The organism is Glaesserella sp. (assembly GCF_041817755.1).
Lineage (GTDB): Bacteria > Pseudomonadota > Gammaproteobacteria > Enterobacterales > Pasteurellaceae > Glaesserella.
Genome location: NZ_JBGYBX010000033.1, coordinates 1 through 19,765 on the forward strand (window position 1 = coordinate 1; position 19,765 = coordinate 19,765).

Below are 19,765 nucleotides of genomic sequence, written 5' to 3' on the forward strand. Positions count from 1 at the left end.
AAAAAATCAAAGTGGAAAACAAAACCCACGAACCGTATGACATTGATACGGATACTCCGTCAACCATTACTTCTCACAAACCGGGTTACATTAACAAAGATTTAGAGAAAATCGTTGGTCTTCAAACCGATGCACCGTTAAAACGTGCAATTATGCCGTTTGGCGGTATCAACATGGTAAAAGGTTCTTGTAAAGTTTACCGTCGTGAACTTAACCCTGAAGTCGAACATATCTTTACCGAGTACCGTAAAACGCACAACCAAGGCGTATTTGACGTGTATACTCCGGATATTTTACGTTGTCGTAAATCAGGCGTAATTACCGGTCTTCCGGATGCGTACGGTCGTGGTCGTATCATCGGTGACTATCGTCGCATGGCACTTTACGGCGCAGACTTCTTAATGAAAGACAAAGTTAAGCAGTTCAATTCATTACAAGCAAAATTAGAAGCGGGTGATGATATCCAAGCGACTATCCAATTACGCGAAGAAATTGCCGAACAACACCGTGCTTTAGGTAAAATGAAAGAGATGGCGGCATCTTACGGTTATGATATTTCCAATCCGGCAACGAATGCGCAAGAAGCGGTGCAATGGACATACTTTGCTTATTTGGCGGCAGTTAAATCCCAAAACGGTGCGGCAATGTCTTTCGGTCGTGTTTCAACCTTCTTGGATGTGTTCATTGAACGTGACTTAAAAGCAGGCAAAATCACTGAGCAAGAAGCACAAGAGTTAATTGACCATTTGGTGATGAAACTTCGTATGGTGCGTTTCTTACGTACACCTGAATACGATCAATTATTCTCCGGCGACCCGATGTGGGCAACGGAAACATTGGCTGGTATGGGCTTAGACGGTCGTACATTGGTGACGAAAAACAGTTTCCGTATTTTACATACGCTTTATACGATGGGACCATCTCCGGAGCCAAACTTAACGATTCTTTGGTCTGAAAGTTTACCGGACGGTTTCAAACGCTATGCGGCGAAAGTCTCTATCGAGACATCATCCGTTCAGTACGAAAACGACGACTTAATGCGTCCTGATTTCCAAAACGATGACTATGCGATTGCGTGCTGCGTGAGTCCGATGATTGTCGGTAAAATGATGCAGTTCTTCGGTGCGCGTGCGAATTTAGCGAAAACCTTACTATACGCAATCAACGGCGGTATCGATGAGAAATCCGGCGATCAAGTCGGTCCGAAAACTGATCCGATTACCAGCGAATACTTGGATTTCGATGATGTGATGGCTCGTCTTGACAGCTTTATGGATTGGTTGGCAACACAGTATGTGACCGCGTTAAATATCATCCACTTCATGCACGATAAATATGCGTATGAAGCGGCATTAATGGCGTTGCATGATCGTGACGTATTCCGCACGATGGCGTGTGGTATTGCCGGTCTTTCCGTGGCGGCGGATTCACTTTCTGCAATCAAATATGCGAAAGTCAAACCAATCCGTGGCGATATTGAAATCAAAAATAAAGCGGGTGAAGTCGTTGGCGTCGCGAAAAATGTGGCGGTTGACTTTGAAATTGAGGGCGAATATCCACAATTCGGTAACAACGATAACCGTGTAGACGATATTGCCGTTGATCTTGTTGAACGTTTCATGAAGAAAATTCAGAAACTCAAAACATACCGTAATGCAACACCAACACAATCTGTATTAACCATTACTTCAAACGTGGTTTACGGTAAGAAAACAGGTAATACCCCGGACGGTCGTCGTTCTGGTGCACCATTCGGACCGGGCGCAAACCCAATGCACGGTCGTGACCAAAAAGGTGCGGTTGCATCGTTAACCTCGGTGGCAAAACTACCGTTTGCCTTTGCGAAAGACGGTATCTCTTATACCTTCTCAATCGTGCCGAATGCGTTAGGTAAAGATCTTGAATCACAAAAACGTAACCTTGCAGGTTTAATGGACGGTTACTTCCACCACGAATCAACCATCGAAGGTGGTCAACACTTGAATGTGAACGTCATGAACCGTGAAATGTTATTGGATGCGATGGAAAATCCGGGTAAATATCCGCAGTTAACCATCCGTGTTTCAGGTTATGCCGTGCGTTTCAACTCTTTAACTAAAGAACAACAAATGGATGTGATTACGCGTACCTTTACCAAAACGATGTAATTGATTTCATTTCACCGTAGTCAGAAAATCCGCCCGAACGGGCGGATTTTTTTAGTTTTAAAAGAAGTGATTTATATGCCTATAGAATTATTCGGTGCCGCTAAAAGAAAGATAAAGCGGTTTTTGACACATTGGTTTTTGCTTGGTGCGGCATTGTGCTTATCACATTCGGTTTATGCCAATCCGCCGATCAGCGAACTTCGCCAAATTAACTCGGTAAATGTGCCGGCTTATAAAGAAAGCGGTTTGACTTTAGATATTGCACGACATTTCTATCCTGTTGAGGTGATTAAAGCGTTTATTGATGTGATTCACCGTTCGGGCGGCACTTTTTTGCATTTGCATTTTTCCGATCATGAAAATTACGCATTAGAGAGCACAATTCTTCATCAACGCACCGAAAATGCAAGAAAAGATCAAAAAGGGATTTATATTAATCCGCAGACCAACAAACCTTTTTTAAGTTATGCGCAATTGGCGGAGATCGCTAAGTACGCCAAAACAAAAAACATCGAATTGATCCCCGAGCTTGGCAGCCCGAATCATATGAACGGCATTTTTACGTTGTTGGAAAAACAGTATGGGCAAGAATATGCAGGCTCATTGAAATCCAAATGGAATGCAGATGAAATTGATATGACGAATCCGAAAAGTATGGCGTTTATCCAAAGTTTAATGACGGAAGTGATCGATATTTTCGGCGATAGCAGTCAACATTTTCATATTGGCGGCGATGAATTCGGTTATAGCGTGGACAGCAATCATGAGTTTGTCACTTATGCGAATACGTTAAATGATTTTTTAAGGCAAAAAGGGCTTATCACCCGAATGTGGAATGACGGAGTGATCCGCGCAACGGTGGATCAACTGCATCCTCATATTGAAATCACCTATTGGAGTTATGACGGCGATACGCAAGATCAGCAAGAGGCGGATAAGCGGCGCCAGATCAGAGTCGGTCTGCCGGAATTGGTGGCAAAAGGATTTAAGGTGCTCAATTACAACTCTTATTATTTGTATCTGAATCCGAAATCCGGTTCGTTGACGTCACACGACAGCAATTACGCCATGCGGGATGCGCTGGAAAATTGGTCTCTTGGGGTTTGGGACGGCCAGAATAAGCAAAATATGGTGAAGCATACCGATAATGTTTTAGGCGCTTCCTTGTCTATTTGGGGTGAAGACGCCGGAACGTTATCAGCGGAAACGATTCAAAAATATACAAGTGAATTATTGGAAACAGTGATTCGCAAAACGAATGCCGCTTCGCAGAGACATCCGGAAAGCAGCCAATCCTTATCCGCATTGGCGGAAAATCATTTTGAAAAGCTATTGCAAACGACCTACATCGACTTAGCTCAAGCTGACGATAATACGACGATTCTATTGGACAATTATAATCAAGCAGTTTATTTGTTGAATACAGGACAAAAACAATCGCTCACAATATGGATTCAAGGGTTGAAGCGACATCAACTGAGGTTACCGTCGGTGTGTAAAAAGCAGTCGGAAACGACAATGCAACGAAATAAGTCCTTTCAATTGTATGAATGTGAGAGTCAACGATTATGGGTAGATAGCGAGATAACGGTGGTGACGGAATAAGGCGATACCCAAACGGATTTGCAAAAATGCGCGACAAACAGACCGCTTGTCAGCGCATTTTTCACAAGTGAATGCTCCGAATTGGGGCGTGCGTATGCGGATTATTTATCTTCTTTAAAACCGAACGCATTCATTGCAGCACGGAAAACATCCGTATTATCGACGAAACGTTGGCTTTCCTTCGGAGCGTTATAATAGCGTCCTAAATTCGGTTCGTCTTTAGCAACGGTCAAGAAGTATCCCGCACCGGCACCTTTAGCAAAGACCGGCACTAGCTCGCGCGTATGGTTATCGGAATGCCAGCGGACTAACGGTAACGCACCTGCGCCTTGGTTGATAATTTCCGAATAGAAGTTTGAGTTGGAATCCGGTCCGAGTAGCACACCGTTACCGTGATCGGTGGTAACAATGACTAAAGTTTCATTCCATGAACTGTTTTTCTCGACCCAATCGACAACGGCTTCAACCGTGAGGTTAAAGGCGATTTGTTCTTCAATCAGGCGCGGTAAATTATTGGCGTGAGCCGCCCAGTCAACCGCACCGCCCTCAATCATTAAGAAGAAGCCGTCCGGATCCTGACTGATGATGTTTAATGCCCCTTTTGCCATTGTCGTTAAGTCAGGTTGATTTGCTAACAGATTACCGCTGGTCACACCGTCTCGGCTAAATTGTAGGGTTGCGTTATTCGGTGCGGTACCAATCAATTTTTTCTTTCCTTTCAGGTCTAATTTTCCTTCGGCTAAGGCAATAAAATCGTCTTTTTTATCAATTAGCGCATAATCGGTTTTACCGGAGGTCAATTTATCCCAACTTTCTTTACCGCCGACATAGCGGAAGGCTTTGTCTTCTTTCGGTGTGGTCGCTTTACCGTTTTGATCGTAATATGGATGTCCTGCCCCCATAATGACGGAAGCCCGTCTGGATGTAATCGCTTCTTTGGCAATATCCTCGTAATTATTACGTTCAGGCGTATGGGCAAGGAAACCTGCCGGGGTGGCATGGCTCCATTGCACGGAGGTAATAACGCCTAAAGCCTTGCCGTTTTCGACGACGTATTCACCGATATTTTTGATTGGGGTATTGTTATTTGACCAGTTAACCGCACTGTTATAGGTTTTCTGTCCGCTGGCAAGCGCCGTTGCCGCTGCAGCACTGTCGGTAAAGTCCGTTCTGGCATAATCATATCCTTGGAAATATCCCGGGTAGTGGGCTAATTTGCCTGTAAAACCGACATCGGATTTATCGTCATTCCATAATTTTGACGAATCAAATACCACCGAGCCTTCTAAAGTGTTCGTCGGTGTTTTTGAGGTATTCAACGGGTGGGTTGAGGCATACAGTTTGACATCAAAGCTGTCATACGCTTCACGGCCTAATGCGCCGTGGCGGAAGTAGCTGGCGGCTTTCCAAGTATTCGGGCTGGCCCCGTCACTGATTAATAAAATGACATTTTTTGCTTTTCCCGATTGTGTGGCGGTGTTGTCAGCAATGACCCCTTGGCTGATTGCCATTCCGATCAAAAACGCTAGAGTTGCTTTCGTCAATTTTTTCATAGCAGATACCTCTTTGTTGTGGATAAATGATAGAACTACTCAGATAAATTTTTGCATTAATACCTGAAGAACGGCGTTGTCGGTAAAGCAACAACACTTGAATCAGTACAATCGGATAAGGTGTTTATTAGAGTGATTATTCACCTATCTCAACATATTCGGTTAAGTAATGACCTAAAGAGTGTATAAGTATAATGTTATTATGAAGCGTCGTGCAGACCCGCTGAGTACGAACAGCGCGAATATACCTTAAATGCGATTAACGTGCATAGTGTAAATTCGGCGATTTTTGAATTTTGATACAGTGATCACACTTGACATGTTTTTTACAAGCGCTCGGATGTCATCGATTTTTTGCAAAAAAGAAGGCATACCGAAGTATGCCTGTTTCGAGTTATTTGAGTTTGAGTTTTTTACCCACCCAAATGTGATTGTTTTTAATATTATTGAGTTTGCTTAATTTTTCCGGCGTAGTGTTATACATACGTGCAATCGAGTAAAGCGTTTCGTTTTTTTGTACAACGTGGTAGTCGGTATTGGTTTTTGATGCGGATTTCGCCTTCTCTTGTTTAGTAGACTTTGTCGACGTTCCTTTACTTTCAACGACGTCTGCTTTGCTTTTTTTCCCTTTGCTGTTTTGGGTTTCTGCGGTTTTGCTGTTTTTGGTTTTTGTACTCTCTTTTTTGACCTGACTGCCTTTGTCGGACTTGGTCTCTTTTTCTGTGGTTTTGGTCGGCGTATAACCCGGGTTTTTACTGCGATAAGCAACTAAGCCGTTGTAAATTGCCCGAGCAATTTGACGACGATACGCCGCGCTGGCAAGTTTTTGTTCCTCAACGGCATTGGATAAAAAGCCGGTTTCCACCAAAATCGACGGAATGTCCGGTGAACGCAGCACGCTCAAGCTGGCATGCTGTGGCGCAGGTTTAACCAATTGGGTCACGTTGCTCATTTTGCTCAGTACCGTTTTACCCAGTTCATAGCCGGAACGCTGTGAATGGGAGAACTGCAAATCCAGTACGGTTTGATTCAGGTAACGTTCGTTATTATTTGATAACACGGACCCTGCTCCGCCTAATAATTCCGATTGTTTCTCATGGTCTTCCAACCATTTGCCCAATTCATCGTTAGCACGGCGGTTCGACAATACCCAAACGGATGCACCTTTAAGGTTTTTTGAGCTGGGAGAAGAATCCGCATGGATGGAAATCAAGTAATTTGCCTTGTTTTTACGGGCAATTTCCGTCCGTTGCGGCAGTTGAATGAAATAATCGCCTCGACGTGTCATCACGGCTTTAAAGTTCGGATCTTTATCCAATAGGGCTTTTAACTCTTTGGCAATAGACAGGGTGACGTCTTTTTCCTTCAGTCCTAAATTTTTCCCGATGGCTCCCGGGTCTTTGCCGCCGTGACCGGCATCGATCGCGATGATGGTTTTGGCGATTGTGGCGCTACAGAGTAGCAGGCTAAGCAAGCCGATGCGAAAAATAGTGTGTATTAGTTGGTACATAAATCTTTTATCTCAAGCGGTCTGTTTGTTTAAATTTTTTGCAAAAAGGCGTTTATCGCATGATGTTGAGGCAACACGGTCAGATGTCGCCCTTGATCGGCATACTCGATTTGAATGACGATATCCGCCGGCGGAATCATGCCTTGTCCGCGGTTTGCCCATTCAATCAGGCACAGGGTTTGCGGACGGAAGTAGTCGCGGATTCCCATAAATTCGAGTTCTTCCGGATCCGCCAAACGATATAAATCGAAATGATAAACGGTATACGGCGGAAGAGGATATTCTTCCACGAGGGTATAGGTCGGGCTTTTCACATTACCCGTATGTCCGAAAGCACGGACGATACTGCGGGTGAGCGTCGTTTTACCGGCGCCGAGTTCGCCGTTTAAATAAATCACTAAAGCGACTGTCGGATTTTCCGTTAAATAACGTTGCAATAAGTCGGCGAAATGCTCACCGAATTGCAGCATGGCGGCTTCATCCGGAAAATAAAAACGGGTTGTTGTCATTCTGGATTATCTAACTGAATAAAATGGTGACGATAAAATTTGAGTTCTTCAATGGATTCGCGAATATCATCTAACGCCAAATGGGTATTTTTTTTGTTGAATTGCTTCAATATATCCGGTTTCCAGCGGCTGGCGAGTTCCTTTAATGTACTTACATCCAAATGGCGATAATGGAAATAGTCCGCCAATTCGGGCATATAGCGATACAGGAAACGTTTGTCTTGCGCAATGCTGTTACCGCAAATCGGTGAGCAACCTTTCGGCACCCATTGGGAGATAAAATCGAGGGTTTGCAGTTCGGCTGCCCGTTCGGTCAACTTGCTTTGTTTAACGCGCTCAACCAAGCCGTTTGCCGTGTGGGTTTTCACGCACCATTCGTTCATTGCATTCAGCAAATCCTCCGATTGATGAACGGCAAGTACCGGACCTTCGGCAAGAATGTTGAGATCTTTATCGGTGACGATGGTAGCGATCTCGATAATACGGTCTTTTTCCGGATCAAGCCCGGTCATTTCAAGGTCAATCCAAATTAAATTCTGTTTATGTTGTGAGGTCATGGTATTCCTTCTTTTTGCAAAATTCGGGCTTAATCTAGCCGCTTGATCGCAGCATAAACCGCCGGCGGGACGAATTGTCCGATGTCTCCTTGATGGCGATAAATCTCCCGTATCATCGTGGAGGAGATATAACGCCATTGTACGGACGGCGGGAAGAAAACGGTTTCAAGCCGACCCGCCAATTCGTTATTAAGTTGGGCAAGTTGGATTTCATAGTCAATGTCGTCAGCACCGCGAATTCCGCGAATCAGGCTGACGGCGTGATGCTGTTTTGCCAAATCCACCAACAGCCCGCTAAAACCGATCACTTCGATATTGTTAAGGTGAAGAGTGCTTTGGCGGACCAGCTCTACACGTTGTTCTAAGCTGAACAACGGTTGTTTGCTGTGGTTTTGCGCCACGGCGATGATAATTTTAGTAAAAAGGCGGCTTGCCCGCTCGATAATGTCTAAATGTCCGTTGGTAATCGGGTCAAACGTGCCCGCATAAATAACCGTATGTTGCATATTATTTCTCTAAATAAGGTGCCAATAGTGTGAGATGGCGTTTCAGTGCGCCTTGGTTTTCACTTAATACGGCAAAGCCGGCTTGGCTGATTTTTTTACCGAGCTCCGGGTGAGCCAAGAAGTAGGTGACCGCATCAACCAATGCGGTTACGTTACTGTCTATTTCTATTACGCCGTTCACACTGCGTAATTTTGCAAAAATTTCAGGGAAATTAAAAGTATGTACACCGGAAATGACCGGAAGTTCAAAGGCGATCGGTTCAAGCGGGTTGTGTCCGCCGTGTTTGACCAAACTGCCGCCGACAAATGCAATTTGCGCTAAACCGTAGAGGATCATCATTTCGCCCATGGTATCGCCGAGTAACACTTGGGTATCGGCGGAAACTACTTGGTTTTCCGAGCGTTTGACATAAGGTATTTGCATTTTTTGCAGTAACTGTTCGACGCTCTGAAAGCGTTCAGGGTGACGCGGTACCAGAATCAATACCAAATTGGGATAATGCACTAACAACTGCTGATGCGCTTCCAAGATGATTTTCTCTTCACCTTCGTGAGTGCTGCCGGCAATCCATACCGGGCGTTCAGTCAACTTGAGATGCTGTGTTGTTTGCGCGACTTCTTGACGAAGCTCATCGGTAATTTCCAAGTCAAATTTCAGATTGCCGGTATTGATTAGGCGTTGCGGGTTAAACCCTAATTGGATATAACGTTGCGCACTGACTTCATCTTGAGCCAAGATCAAGGTGATTTCGTTAAACATATTACGTAAGTGTGATTTTATCCAACCGTAACGTTTGGCGGAACGTGGTGATAGCCGGGCATTGGCAATCACAAAAGGAATGTGATTTTTATGTATCTGACGAATTAAATTCGGCCATAATTCCGTTTCAATCACGATAAATAATTTAGGTTCGACAAAACGTAGAAAACGTTTAACGGCATCGGGTAAGTCGTAAGGCAGATAAAAATGCGCAACGCTTTCACCAAAAGCGGCTTTAACCCGAGCGGAACCCGTCGGCGTTACGGTGGTGACGGTAATTGGCAACGACGGATATTTTTTCTGTATCGCTTTGATTAATGGTGTTGCAGCAATTACTTCACCTACCGACGCGGCATGCACGACAACGCCCTGGGTTTGTGGTTTTTCTAATTTCCCGTAACAGCCGTAGCGCTCCCATAACCGTTTTCGGTATTCGGGGAGCTTGAGTCCGCGCTTCCACATCATCAACAAAATCAGTGGTTGAATCAGATAGCTCAGTACAGTATAAAGTCGGATTAGCATGATGATATTATTTCTCGGATCGGCTTATTTATTCAAACTCTAATTCTACCGCATTTTCACCTAATACATGTTTGAGTTTTGTCAGCATGTCTTCTTTTGGGGTGACGCGCCATTCGACGCTTCCTTTCAGGAGTACCTTGCCTTCAACGCTTTGATAATAAAAATGTAGCGGTAACGTACCTTCTTTATAAGGCTCAATAATGGTCTTTAATGTTTTAATAAAATTCGGGGTAACCTGTTCTTGGTTAATGGCTAAAGCAAGGCTTTTGGCATAACGGCTTCGCGCGTCATCCAAAGTAATCAATTCACGAGCGGACATTTTAAGCCCGCCGCTGAAATCGTCGGTCTGGATGGATCCCGTGGCGATGATAATTTGGTCTTTTTCAAGCAAATCACCGTAATTTTCCAACGCTTCGGAAAAAAGTGTAATATCCAATTTGCCTGAGCGGTCTTCAATTGTGGCAATGCCGATACGGCTACCACGTTTTGTGACGGCAATACGCGAAGCCATAATCAAACCGGCGACGGTTGTGGTTTGCCCCCGGTAAGTCGGTTGTAATTCATTCAATCTGGTCGGGGCATAATGGGAAAGCTCTTTTAAAAAACGCCCTACGGGATGACCGCTTAAATACAAACCAAGAGTAGCTTTTTCTCCTTCCAAAACGGTTTGTTCCCCCCATTTCGGCGTATTGGCATAAGCGTTTTGGACTTCTTCCGGGGTTTCGGTCAGTACGCCGAACATATCACTCTGTCCAAGCGCTTCCATTTTATTATGTTGATCGGACGCTTTCAGTGCGTCTTCCAAATTTTTCATCAACGCGGCACGGTGCGGCCCGAGTTTATCGAAAGCTCCCGCCATTATTAAACCTTCAAAGGTGCGGCGGTTTACTTTTCGCAAATCGACACGCGCGGTGAGATCGAACAGATCTTTGAAAATCCCGTCTTTGTTGCGAGCCTCCAAAATTGCATCTATCGGGCCTTCGCCTACGCCTTTAATCGCTCCTAAACCATAGACAATTTCACCTTTTTCATTGACGCTAAAACGGTGTTTACCACTGTTAATGTCGGGCGGAACGACGGTTAATCCCATATTGATACATTCATCGTAGAAGCCGACAATTTTATCGGTATTGTCCATCTCGGAGGTCATTACCGCCGCCATGAATTCCGCAGGATAGTGGGTTTTGAGCCACAAGGTTTGGTAAGACACTAATGCATAAGCCGCCGAGTGCGATTTATTAAATCCATAGCCCGCGAATTTCTCTACAAGGTCGAAGATCTTCATCGCTAATTCGCCGTCCACGCCTTTTTCGATCGCGCCTTTCTCAAAAATCGCCCGTTGTGCCGCCATTTCTTCCGGTTTTTTCTTACCCATCGCACGACGGAGTAAATCAGCACCACCCAACGTATAGCCTGCCAATACCTGTGCTATTTGCATAACTTGCTCTTGATAAACAATAATGCCGTAGGTCGGTTCTAAAATAGGTTGTAGCCATTCATGCTGATATTGCGCATCAGGGTATGAAATCGGTTCATTGCCGTGTTTACGATCGATAAAGTTTTGCACCATACCGGCTTCTAACGGGCCGGGACGGAATAATGCTACAAGCGCGATAATATCTTCAAAGTTACTCGGCTGTAGGCGTGAAATCAGATCTTTCATGCCGCGCGATTCCAGCTGGAACACCGCCGTCGTTTTTGCCGCTTTTAATAATTTAAAGGCTTTTTCATCATCAAGAGGAATACTTTCAATCCGAACAAGCGGTTTGCCTTCACGTTCAAGACGTTGGTTAATCATTTCCAACGCCCATTTGATGATGGTCAGTGTGCGCAAACCTAAGAAGTCAAACTTCACCAAGCCCGCGTATTCCACATCGTTTTTATCGAAATGGGTAACGGGATGCAAACCCTCCGAATCGCAATAGAGCGGGGAAAAATCGGTAATCGCCGTCGGTGCAATCACCACACCGCCGGCATGTTTTCCGGCGTTTCGGGTTACACCTTCGAGCTTACGCGCCATGTCCACCAAAGCTTTAACTTCTTCATCGGCGTCATACAGCTCAGGCAGTTTCGGTTCGGCTTCAAACGCTTTTGCCAAGGTCATGCCCGGATCAGGCGGAATAAGTTTGGAAATACGATCGACAAAGCTGTAAGGGTGTCCGAGTACACGCCCGACATCGCGGATCACCGCTTTTGCCGCCATGGTACCAAAGGTAATGATCTGTGAAACCGCTTGGCGACCGTAGGTTTCCGAAACGTGTTCAATCACCCGATCTCGACCGTCCATACAGAAGTCCACGTCAAAGTCGGGCATTGAGACGCGTTCAGGGTTTAAGAAACGCTCAAACAGTAGATCGAACTCAAGGGGATCCAAATCGGTAATTTTCAACGCATAAGCCACCAACGAGCCTGCCCCCGAACCACGCCCCGGTCCGACAGGAATATCATTATCTTTCGACCACTGAATAAATTCCATCACAATTAAGAAATAGCCGGGGAACCCCATTTGATTGATGACATTCAGCTCAACTTGCAATCTTTCGTCATAAACCGACCGCTTGTCTTTGCGGATTTCGGGATCCGGAAAGAGAAATTCCAAACGTTCTTCAAGCCCTTCCTGTGATTTTTTGATTAAGAAGTCTTCAACGGAAAGATCGCCCGTCGGGAAATTCGGTAAGAAATATTCGCCCAAACGAATGGTCACGTTACAGCGTTGGGCGATTTGTATCGTATTTTCAATCGCTTGTGGAATATCGGCAAACAGATCGCACATTTCCTGCTCACTACGGAAATATTGTTGTGCGGAGTATTTCTTTGGACGTTTCGGGTCGTCTAAAGTAAAACTGTCGTGAATGGCAACACGGATTTCGTGGGCTTCAAAATCGTCCTGTTTTAAGAACATCACATCATTCACGGCAACCAGCGGAATTGCAAATTTTTGCGCAAAACTGACCGCTTGTTGAATGTAACGTTCTTCGTCCGAGCGCCCGGTTCGGCAAAGGGAAAGATAGTAATGATTCGGATAGTATTGTTGATAAAAGTTCAGTAGTTGTTCCGCTTCAGCGAAATTTTCCTTAAGCAACGCTTTGCCGACATCTCCGTTCCGACCGCCCGAAAGTAAAATCACACCCTCGTTATGTTCCGCCAACCACGCTTTTTCCACGATAGGGAACTCTATGTAGCCTTTTTGATAAGCCTTTGAAAGTAAAAGAGTAATGTTGTGATAGCCGGTATTGTTTTTGGCTAATAAAGTGAGCTCGTATACCTCGTCACTCTCAGGCTCCGAGCGAACAACGACATCCGCCCCGACAATCGGTTTTACGCCGGATCCCAACGCTTCACCATAGAAACGCACCAAGCCGCAAAAATTGGTGAAGTCGGTTAACGCCATGGCAACCATATTGTTGGCAACACAGGTTTTGACTAACGGCTTCACTTTTGCCAAGCCGTTAATCATGGAGAAATCACTGTGAACTTTTAGGTGAATAAAACGAGGTTGGGACATAGGTTCCTTCATTAATCACGTTTTTTATTCAATAGCCACCAAACCGCACAGAGACAGAGCAGACTTGGAGTTAACGCGCCTATCGGTACGGGCAGCCATGAAACGACAAGGCTTAAATTACCGAAGACGATATTGGCGACATAGAATACGAAGCCGGCGAGGATCCCGATGACGATTTTGGCGCCCATCGTGCTACTGCGCAGCGGTCCGAAAATAAACGAAATGGCGAGTAGCATCATCACCGCCATGGAGATCGGTTGGAACACTTTGCGCCAAAAGGTAATTTCAAAGCGTTTCGGATCCTGCCCGGTTTCTTTCAAAAAGCCGACATAATCCGCCAAACCGGTGATAGAAAGCGACTCCGGTTTTAATGAAACGATGCCGAGTTTGCTTGGCGTAATACTGGTCTTCCATACTTGATCGGCTTCTTTGGATTGGATGATATTGTCGCCCTGAATTGTCGATTTTTCTACGCGCTGTAATACCCAGCCTTGTGGATCGGCGTAAGTGGCTTGACCGGCCTTTAAAATGGATTTTAATTCACGTTTGTCGAATTCATAAATTAATAAACCGTTTAAATGGGTTTCGCTGCTGATTTGACGGATATAAATAAAATCTTTACCGTCTTTCGCCCAAAATCCGCCTTGTGTGGCAAGCATGGAACCACCACTTTGAGCGATTGATCGCATATTTCGGGCGTATTGTTCCGTTTGCGGTACGCCCCATTCACCGATAAGCATGGTAAAAATCACTAACGGAATCGCCGTTTTCATTACCGCTAAACCAATACGGAAGCGGGAGAACCCGGATGCCTGCATCACAACCAGTTCACTGCGGCTGGCAAGGTTGCCCAAGCCCATTAACGAACCGAGTAGAGCGGCTATCGGGAAAAAGGTCTCAACGTCACGGGGAATGGTTAAGAAAGTATAGTATGCCGCGTGTAATCCGTCGTAAGAGCCTTGACCGACCGCCCGAAATTCTTCGACGAATTTAATAATTGCTCCTAACCCGACCAACATAAAAAGGGTAAGCATAATGGAGGAAAGAATAGTTTTTCCGATATAACGTTCTAATACATTCATGTCAGTGTGTTACCTTTTTTGCACTGAGACGATAGCGCAATGCAGAAAACCATTTGCTATCCCAACTGTTTAATACAATCCCGAGGATCAAGAACCCGATAGAAACCAGAGGCATCAACAAAGAGGCATCAACCTTACCTGAGCCGCCCGCTGATTTTAATGAACTTTGTAGCAGGAAATAGATTAAATACATTAATAACGCCGGCAACAGTTTGGCAAAGCGCCCTTGGCGCGGGTTAATGCTGCTCATCGGTACGGCAAGTAACGCCATTAGCGGTGTGGCGAAAATTAATGCAAAACGCCATTGCAGCTCGGATTTTGCCTCAGGCGATTCATCGTTGATAAGTTTATGGAAATCAGCGCGCTGAACTAATTTTTCATCGGTTTCGACTTGTTGATAACCTAAATAAGCGGTATAGCTGTCGAAGTGAGAAATGCGGAAATCAGCCGTCTGCGGCGTGCCTTCGTAACGGTCGCTATTCGTCAATGTAAGCAGTTGATCACCGTTTGGCAAACCTTGTAATTCACCGGATTCTGCCACCACAACGGATGGTTTGTTTTTTTTCTGCTGATCCGGTTGGAAAACATAAATATCATTGAGTCGGTTATTTTCGATATTATCGATAAAAAGCACATAACCGCCGGCAGACATAAACTGCCCTGCCGAAAGCGCGGCAAAACGCGGATTTGCCTTGGCTTCCGCCAACATTTCACTTTGTTTATTGATCGCCCAAGGTGTCAGCCAAAAGACATTATAAACCGCAATGGCGGTGGTAAATACGGACAAAAATAATGCGACTTTAACCAGTAGGCTTTGTCCGACACCACAGGCTCGCATCACGGTAATTTCACTTTCGGCATAAAAACGACCTAAAGTGAGTAAAAGTGCGATAAATAGTGATAACGGCAGCATTAACTGTGCCATGGTCGGCATTCCCAGTCCGAGTAGGCTCAAGACTAAATCGGTCGGCACTCTTCCGCTGACCGCCGAACTTAATACGCGGACTAATTGTTGGCAGAAGAAAATCACTAACAGTATGAAAAGTATAGCAATTTGGCTTTTAAATATTTCTTTCGTTAAATATCGGCTTAAAATCACGATAAAGGTCTCATTTTTTTAAATTATTGCTTGCAATTTTTCGGCAAGAGGGTAGCTTTACGACCCGTATTTTGCTTTCAAGTTCAAGCGGTCTGATTTTGGTAAAATTTTGCAAAAAACCGACCGCTTGCAAAATGCGTAATCATACCCTTTTAAATAAAAAAAATCACGGGAGTATTGTATGGAATTTAGCGTAAAGAACGGTTCGGTAGAAAAGCAGCGGACAGGTTGTTTGGTAGTAGGAGTGTACGAACCTCGTCGCTTATCTGCGGCGGCGGAACAGTTGGATAAATTAAGTGACGGCTATTTAAGCAATTTATTGCGTAAAGGGGATTTGGAAGGGCGTGTCGGGCAAACCTTATTGCTGCACAATGTACCGAATGTCCCGGCTGATCGGGTGTTGTTAGTCGGCTGTGGCAAAGAGCGTGAACTGACCGAACGCCAATACAAACAAACCATTCAAAAAATGGTGCAAGTGATTAACGACACAGGCTCAACGGAAGCGATCTGCTTCCTCACCGAATTGCACGTCAAAGCCCGTTCGGTTTATTGGAATATCCGTTTTGCGATTGAAGCGATTCAAGACAACGGCTATCAATACAATGAATTTAAGAGCGTTAAACCTGAAATCCGCCGTGAACTCCGCAAAATTGTGTTTAATATTGCCAACCGTAAAGATTTAACCGTGGCGGAACAAGCGGTTGAACACGGTAAAGCGATTGCATCAGGCGTGATCTTCGCCAAAAATGTGGCGAACTGTCCGCCAAATGTCTGCAACCCGAAATATTTATCCGAATTAGCGAAGGGGTTAGACAAAGACTATAACAGCATTACAACCACCGTATTAGATGAAAAAGAGATGGCGGAATTAAATATGAACGCTTATCTTGCCGTTTCCCGTGGTTCTGAAAATGAGGCTTACCTTTCTATCATCGAATATAAAGGATCTCCAAATCCTACTGTCAAACCGATCGTCCTTGTCGGCAAAGGCTTAACCTTTGACACAGGCGGTATTTCCATTAAGCCTGCCGATGCAATGGACGAAATGAAATACGATATGGGCGGAGCAGCCTCTGTCTATGGCACAATGAAAGCCATTGCAGAAATGAAATTGCCATTAAATGTCATCGGCGTACTCGCAGGTTGTGAAAATATGCCCGACGGCAACGCTTATCGCCCTGGTGATATACTTACCACAATGTCAGGCTTAACCGTTGAAGTGTTGAATACTGACGCAGAAGGGCGTTTGGTGTTATGCGACACCTTAACTTATGTGGAACGCTTCGATCCTGAGTTAGTGATTGATGTCGCCACACTCACAGGGGCGTGTATGATCGCACTTGGCAACCACAACAGCGGATTGATTTCACCAAATAACGCGCTTGCGAATGATTTATTAAATGCCGCAGAACAAGCGGACGACAAAGCGTGGCGTTTACCGATGGGCGAAGAGTATCAAGAGCAGCTTAAATCCAACTTTGCCGATCTCGCCAATATCGGCGGACGCTTAGGCGGTGCGATCACCGCAGGTGTGTTTCTGTCTAACTTCACCAAAAAATACACTTGGGCGCATCTAGATATTGCAGGCACAGCGTGGAAGTCAGGAGCAGCAAAAGGCGCGACAGGCAGACCGGTGCCCTTGTTGAGTCAGTTTTTGATTAATAAAGCGGGCGTTTAACCTGTTTGCCTCCTAAATACAAGCGGTCAGTTAGGCTCTAAAATTTGCAAATTTTGAGTCGAAACCGACCGCTTGTAATGGCAGAATTTTCACTAAACAAACATATAATTCTTAACCCAAAGGCGTTATTCCGTTAGAATAACGCCTTTTTACGCTTTCCTTCGGGAAGGTCCTGACTTGTTATCAGAAAGAGAATCTAAATGTTACAACATAAACCCGAACTTTTATCACCGGCAGGCACGCTGAAAAATATGCGTTATGCCTTTGCTTACGGGGCTGATGCCGTTTATGCGGGGCAACCACGTTACAGCTTGCGTGTTCGCAATAACGAATTTAACCACGCTAATTTGAAAATCGGTATTGATGAAGCTCACGCACTCGGCAAAAAATTCTATGTGGTGGTCAATATCGCTCCACATAATTCCAAACTCAAAACCTTTATTAAAGATCTGCAAGTCGTTGTGGATATGAAACCCGATGCGTTGATTATGTCCGATCCGGGCTTGATTATGTTGGTGCGTGAACACTTTCCGGAAATGGATATTCATCTTTCCGTGCAAGCGAATGCGGTAAACTGGGCAACGGTAAAATTTTGGAAACAGATGGGATTAACCCGTGTCATTCTTTCCCGTGAACTTTCCATTGAAGAAATCGCAGAAATTCGTGAGCAAGTGCCTGATATGGAAATTGAAATTTTCGTCCACGGGGCGTTATGTATGGCATATTCAGGACGTTGCTTATTATCTGGCTATATCAACAAACGTGATCCGAACCAAGGCACTTGTACCAACGCTTGTCGCTGGGAATATCAGGTGGAAGAAGGTAAGGTAGATGATGTTGGCAATATTGTGTCAAAAATCGATCCGGAACAGCAGATTGAAATTAAAAATGTCGCACCAACCTTAGGCGAAGGCGATACCACGAGCAAAGTGTTCCTTCTTGCTGAATCGCAAAAACCAGATGAGCAAATGACCGCTTTTGAAGATGAACACGGCACTTACATTATGAACTCGAAAGATTTGCGTGCGGTGCAACACGTTGAGAAACTGACCCAAATCGGCGTACATTCCTTAAAAATTGAAGGTCGAACTAAGTCATTTTACTATTGTGCAAGAACCGCTCAAGTTTACCGCAAGGCGATTGATGATGCGGCAGCAGGCAAGCCTTTTGATGAAAGTTTAATGGATACCTTAGAGTCCTTGGCACACCGTGGTTATACGGAAGGTTTCTTACGTCGCCATACCCACGATGAATACCAAAATTACGATTACGGCTATTCGATTTCAGAACGCCAGCAGTTTGTCGGTGAATTTACCGGCAAACGCAATACAGAAGGTATGGCGGAAGTCGCCGTGAAAAATAAATTCTTACTTGGCGATGAAGTCGAAATGATGACCCCGAAAGGCAATATCGTGTTCAAAATCGAACGAATGTTAAACCGCAAAAATGAAGCTGTTGATGCAGGTTTAGGTGACGGGCATTTTGTCTTTTTAGATGTACCAGCCGATGTAGAACTAGATTATGCCTTATTAATGCGTAATTTGGTTGATGCGAATACTCGAAATCCGCATAAATAAAGATGATATTATCAGCGCAAGGTGATGGACGTTATTTCCGGAAATTTGCGCTGATTGACATTGTTTGGATTGCAAAACGGACTATTGCATTTTAAACTTCCCTACTCAATTTTATACAAAGAACTCAAGACAATGACGCAAACAATTGAACCATCCCTTTCTCTTGGTCAGCAACTTAGAACAGGACGTGAAGCATTGGGTTTATCCATTGACGAAGTTGCCCAAAAAACAAATCTTAAAAAAAACCATATTGATTCCTTTGAGAAAGATATTTTTATCTTACCAAATGTGCCGCCGGCTTTCATTCGGGGCTATGTTCGCAACTATATTCGCTTCTTACGTCTGCCGGAGGCTTTGATTGGCAGCGTGGATTACGGCGAAGCCAAAATTACCAAAGAAGTAAAAAAAGTGGCGCCGATCAAAGTCAAAAACCATAAGTCCCAAACCCGTTGGGTAAAAACATTGACTTGGTTAGTGTTATTGGGTGCCGTCGGCATGACGTTAGCATGGTGGTGGCAGGAGCACAAAAAGGATCAAGCCAGCCGAGAACAATTAATTGTCAATACCACTGCGGAATCCAAACCGTTACAAGCGGTCACTTCCTCATCGGAAAATGCAAATACGGTTGCGTTGAACTTGCCTGTTGCGACAAATAACGATTCAGTCAATACGGAATCAGCGAATGTTACGGCTCCGTCCGTGCCCCCCGTTCAAGAACCGACTTTGCCGGCATTACCTCAAGCGGTGGAACCACCGCAAGTAACACAGCCTGCTGAGATACAACCCGCCCAAACAGAGACAATCGCAGAAACGACGGTGGTCAACAAACCTGAAGCGCAAGTGAATGTATTACAACAAAGCGAGTCAAATACAATGGAAGAAACGGTAACGGAGTCGGATCAAACGACGATTACCGAAGAACTTCGCATTGAAATTACCGGACCGGAAAGTTGGATAACCGTACGCGGAGCGCAAAACAAACGTCTTGCGGAAAAACTGTATAAATCGGGCGAAGTATTGAGCTTTAACGATAATGAGCAATATCGTTTAACCGTCGGTGCGCCGGCAAACGTCAAAATTTACTATAAAGGGCAGCTTGTTCCGCTTAAAGTTGACGGACGGGTCGCACGTTTCAAATTACCTTTAGCGAACTAA

Annotated in this window: 13 protein-coding genes and 1 pseudogene; 5 read left to right on the forward strand and 9 right to left on the reverse strand. The window is 44.8% G+C overall.

Annotated elements, in window-relative coordinates:
- Together pflB and ACEYKX_RS04240 are read left to right on the forward strand one after the other, a co-directional pair.
- Positions 1–2,147 (forward strand): formate C-acetyltransferase (gene pflB / locus ACEYKX_RS04235; RefSeq protein ID WP_373780534.1); only part of this gene is annotated, 2,147 nt, incomplete at its 5' end.
- A 111-nt stretch (positions 2,148–2,258) separates the two neighbouring features.
- Positions 2,259–3,410 (forward strand): annotated as a pseudogene (locus tag ACEYKX_RS04240) (family 20 glycosylhydrolase); the annotation flags it as partial.
- A gap of 443 nt (positions 3,411–3,853) precedes the next feature.
- Here ACEYKX_RS04240 and ACEYKX_RS04245 read toward each other — a convergent pair.
- The 9 genes from ACEYKX_RS04245 to lptF all read right to left on the reverse strand — a co-directional run bounded on the left by ACEYKX_RS04245 (position 3,854) and on the right by lptF (position 15,355).
- A complete protein-coding gene (locus ACEYKX_RS04245; protein ID WP_373768071.1) occupies positions 3,854–5,305 on the reverse strand; it encodes an alkaline phosphatase in 1,452 nt (483 codons plus the stop codon).
- Positions 5,306–5,699: 394 nt separating this feature from the next.
- Positions 5,700–6,815 carry an N-acetylmuramoyl-L-alanine amidase gene (locus ACEYKX_RS04250; protein WP_373768070.1) on the reverse strand — a complete coding sequence of 372 codons (1,116 nt, stop codon included), beginning with the start codon at positions 6,813–6,815 and terminating at the stop codon, positions 5,700–5,702.
- A gap of 29 nt (positions 6,816–6,844) precedes the next feature.
- On the reverse strand, positions 6,845–7,324 hold the full coding sequence (gene tsaE, locus ACEYKX_RS04255; protein WP_373768069.1) for a tRNA (adenosine(37)-N6)-threonylcarbamoyltransferase complex ATPase subunit type 1 TsaE: 480 nt from the start codon (positions 7,322–7,324) through the stop codon (positions 6,845–6,847).
- A complete protein-coding gene (orn, locus tag ACEYKX_RS04260; protein ID WP_373768068.1) occupies positions 7,321–7,881 on the reverse strand; it encodes an oligoribonuclease in 561 nt (186 codons plus the stop codon). Before orn ends, tsaE begins: the two co-directional genes overlap by 4 nt.
- Before the next feature lie 29 nt (positions 7,882–7,910).
- The gene (coaD, locus tag ACEYKX_RS04265) at positions 7,911–8,387 is read right to left on the reverse strand and encodes a pantetheine-phosphate adenylyltransferase (protein WP_373768067.1); all 477 of its coding nucleotides are present in this window, start codon (positions 8,385–8,387) and stop codon (positions 7,911–7,913) included.
- A 1-nt stretch (position 8,388) separates the two neighbouring features.
- Positions 8,389–9,669 (reverse strand): lipid IV(A) 3-deoxy-D-manno-octulosonic acid transferase, encoded by a 1,281-nt coding sequence (waaA, locus tag ACEYKX_RS04270; protein WP_373768066.1) that lies wholly within the window; start codon positions 9,667–9,669, stop codon positions 8,389–8,391.
- Positions 9,670–9,697: 28 nt separating this feature from the next.
- Positions 9,698–13,174, reverse strand: coding sequence for a DNA polymerase III subunit alpha (gene dnaE, locus ACEYKX_RS04275; protein WP_373768065.1), 3,477 nt, complete (start codon positions 13,172–13,174; stop codon positions 9,698–9,700).
- 11 nt (positions 13,175–13,185) lie between these two features.
- Complete coding sequence (gene lptG / locus ACEYKX_RS04280; protein WP_373768064.1) at positions 13,186–14,256, reverse strand: LPS export ABC transporter permease LptG; 1,071 nt, start codon at positions 14,254–14,256, stop codon at positions 13,186–13,188.
- Position 14,257: 1 nt separating this feature from the next.
- The gene (gene lptF / locus ACEYKX_RS04285) at positions 14,258–15,355 is read right to left on the reverse strand and encodes an LPS export ABC transporter permease LptF (RefSeq protein WP_373768063.1); all 1,098 of its coding nucleotides are present in this window, start codon (positions 15,353–15,355) and stop codon (positions 14,258–14,260) included.
- Positions 15,356–15,536: 181 nt separating this feature from the next.
- Between lptF and pepA the strand changes: the two genes are divergently transcribed.
- The 3 genes from pepA (at position 15,537) to ACEYKX_RS04300 (ending at position 19,765) form a co-directional block, all read left to right on the forward strand.
- Positions 15,537–17,033 carry a leucyl aminopeptidase gene (gene pepA, locus ACEYKX_RS04290; RefSeq protein WP_373768062.1) on the forward strand — a complete coding sequence of 499 codons (1,497 nt, stop codon included), beginning with the start codon at positions 15,537–15,539 and terminating at the stop codon, positions 17,031–17,033.
- Between the two features lie 200 nt (positions 17,034–17,233).
- Positions 17,234–18,610, forward strand: coding sequence for a tRNA 5-hydroxyuridine modification protein YegQ (gene yegQ / locus ACEYKX_RS04295; protein WP_373768061.1), 1,377 nt, complete (start codon positions 17,234–17,236; stop codon positions 18,608–18,610).
- A 132-nt stretch (positions 18,611–18,742) separates the two neighbouring features.
- Positions 18,743–19,765 (forward strand): RodZ domain-containing protein, encoded by a 1,023-nt coding sequence (locus tag ACEYKX_RS04300; RefSeq protein ID WP_373768060.1) that lies wholly within the window; start codon positions 18,743–18,745, stop codon positions 19,763–19,765.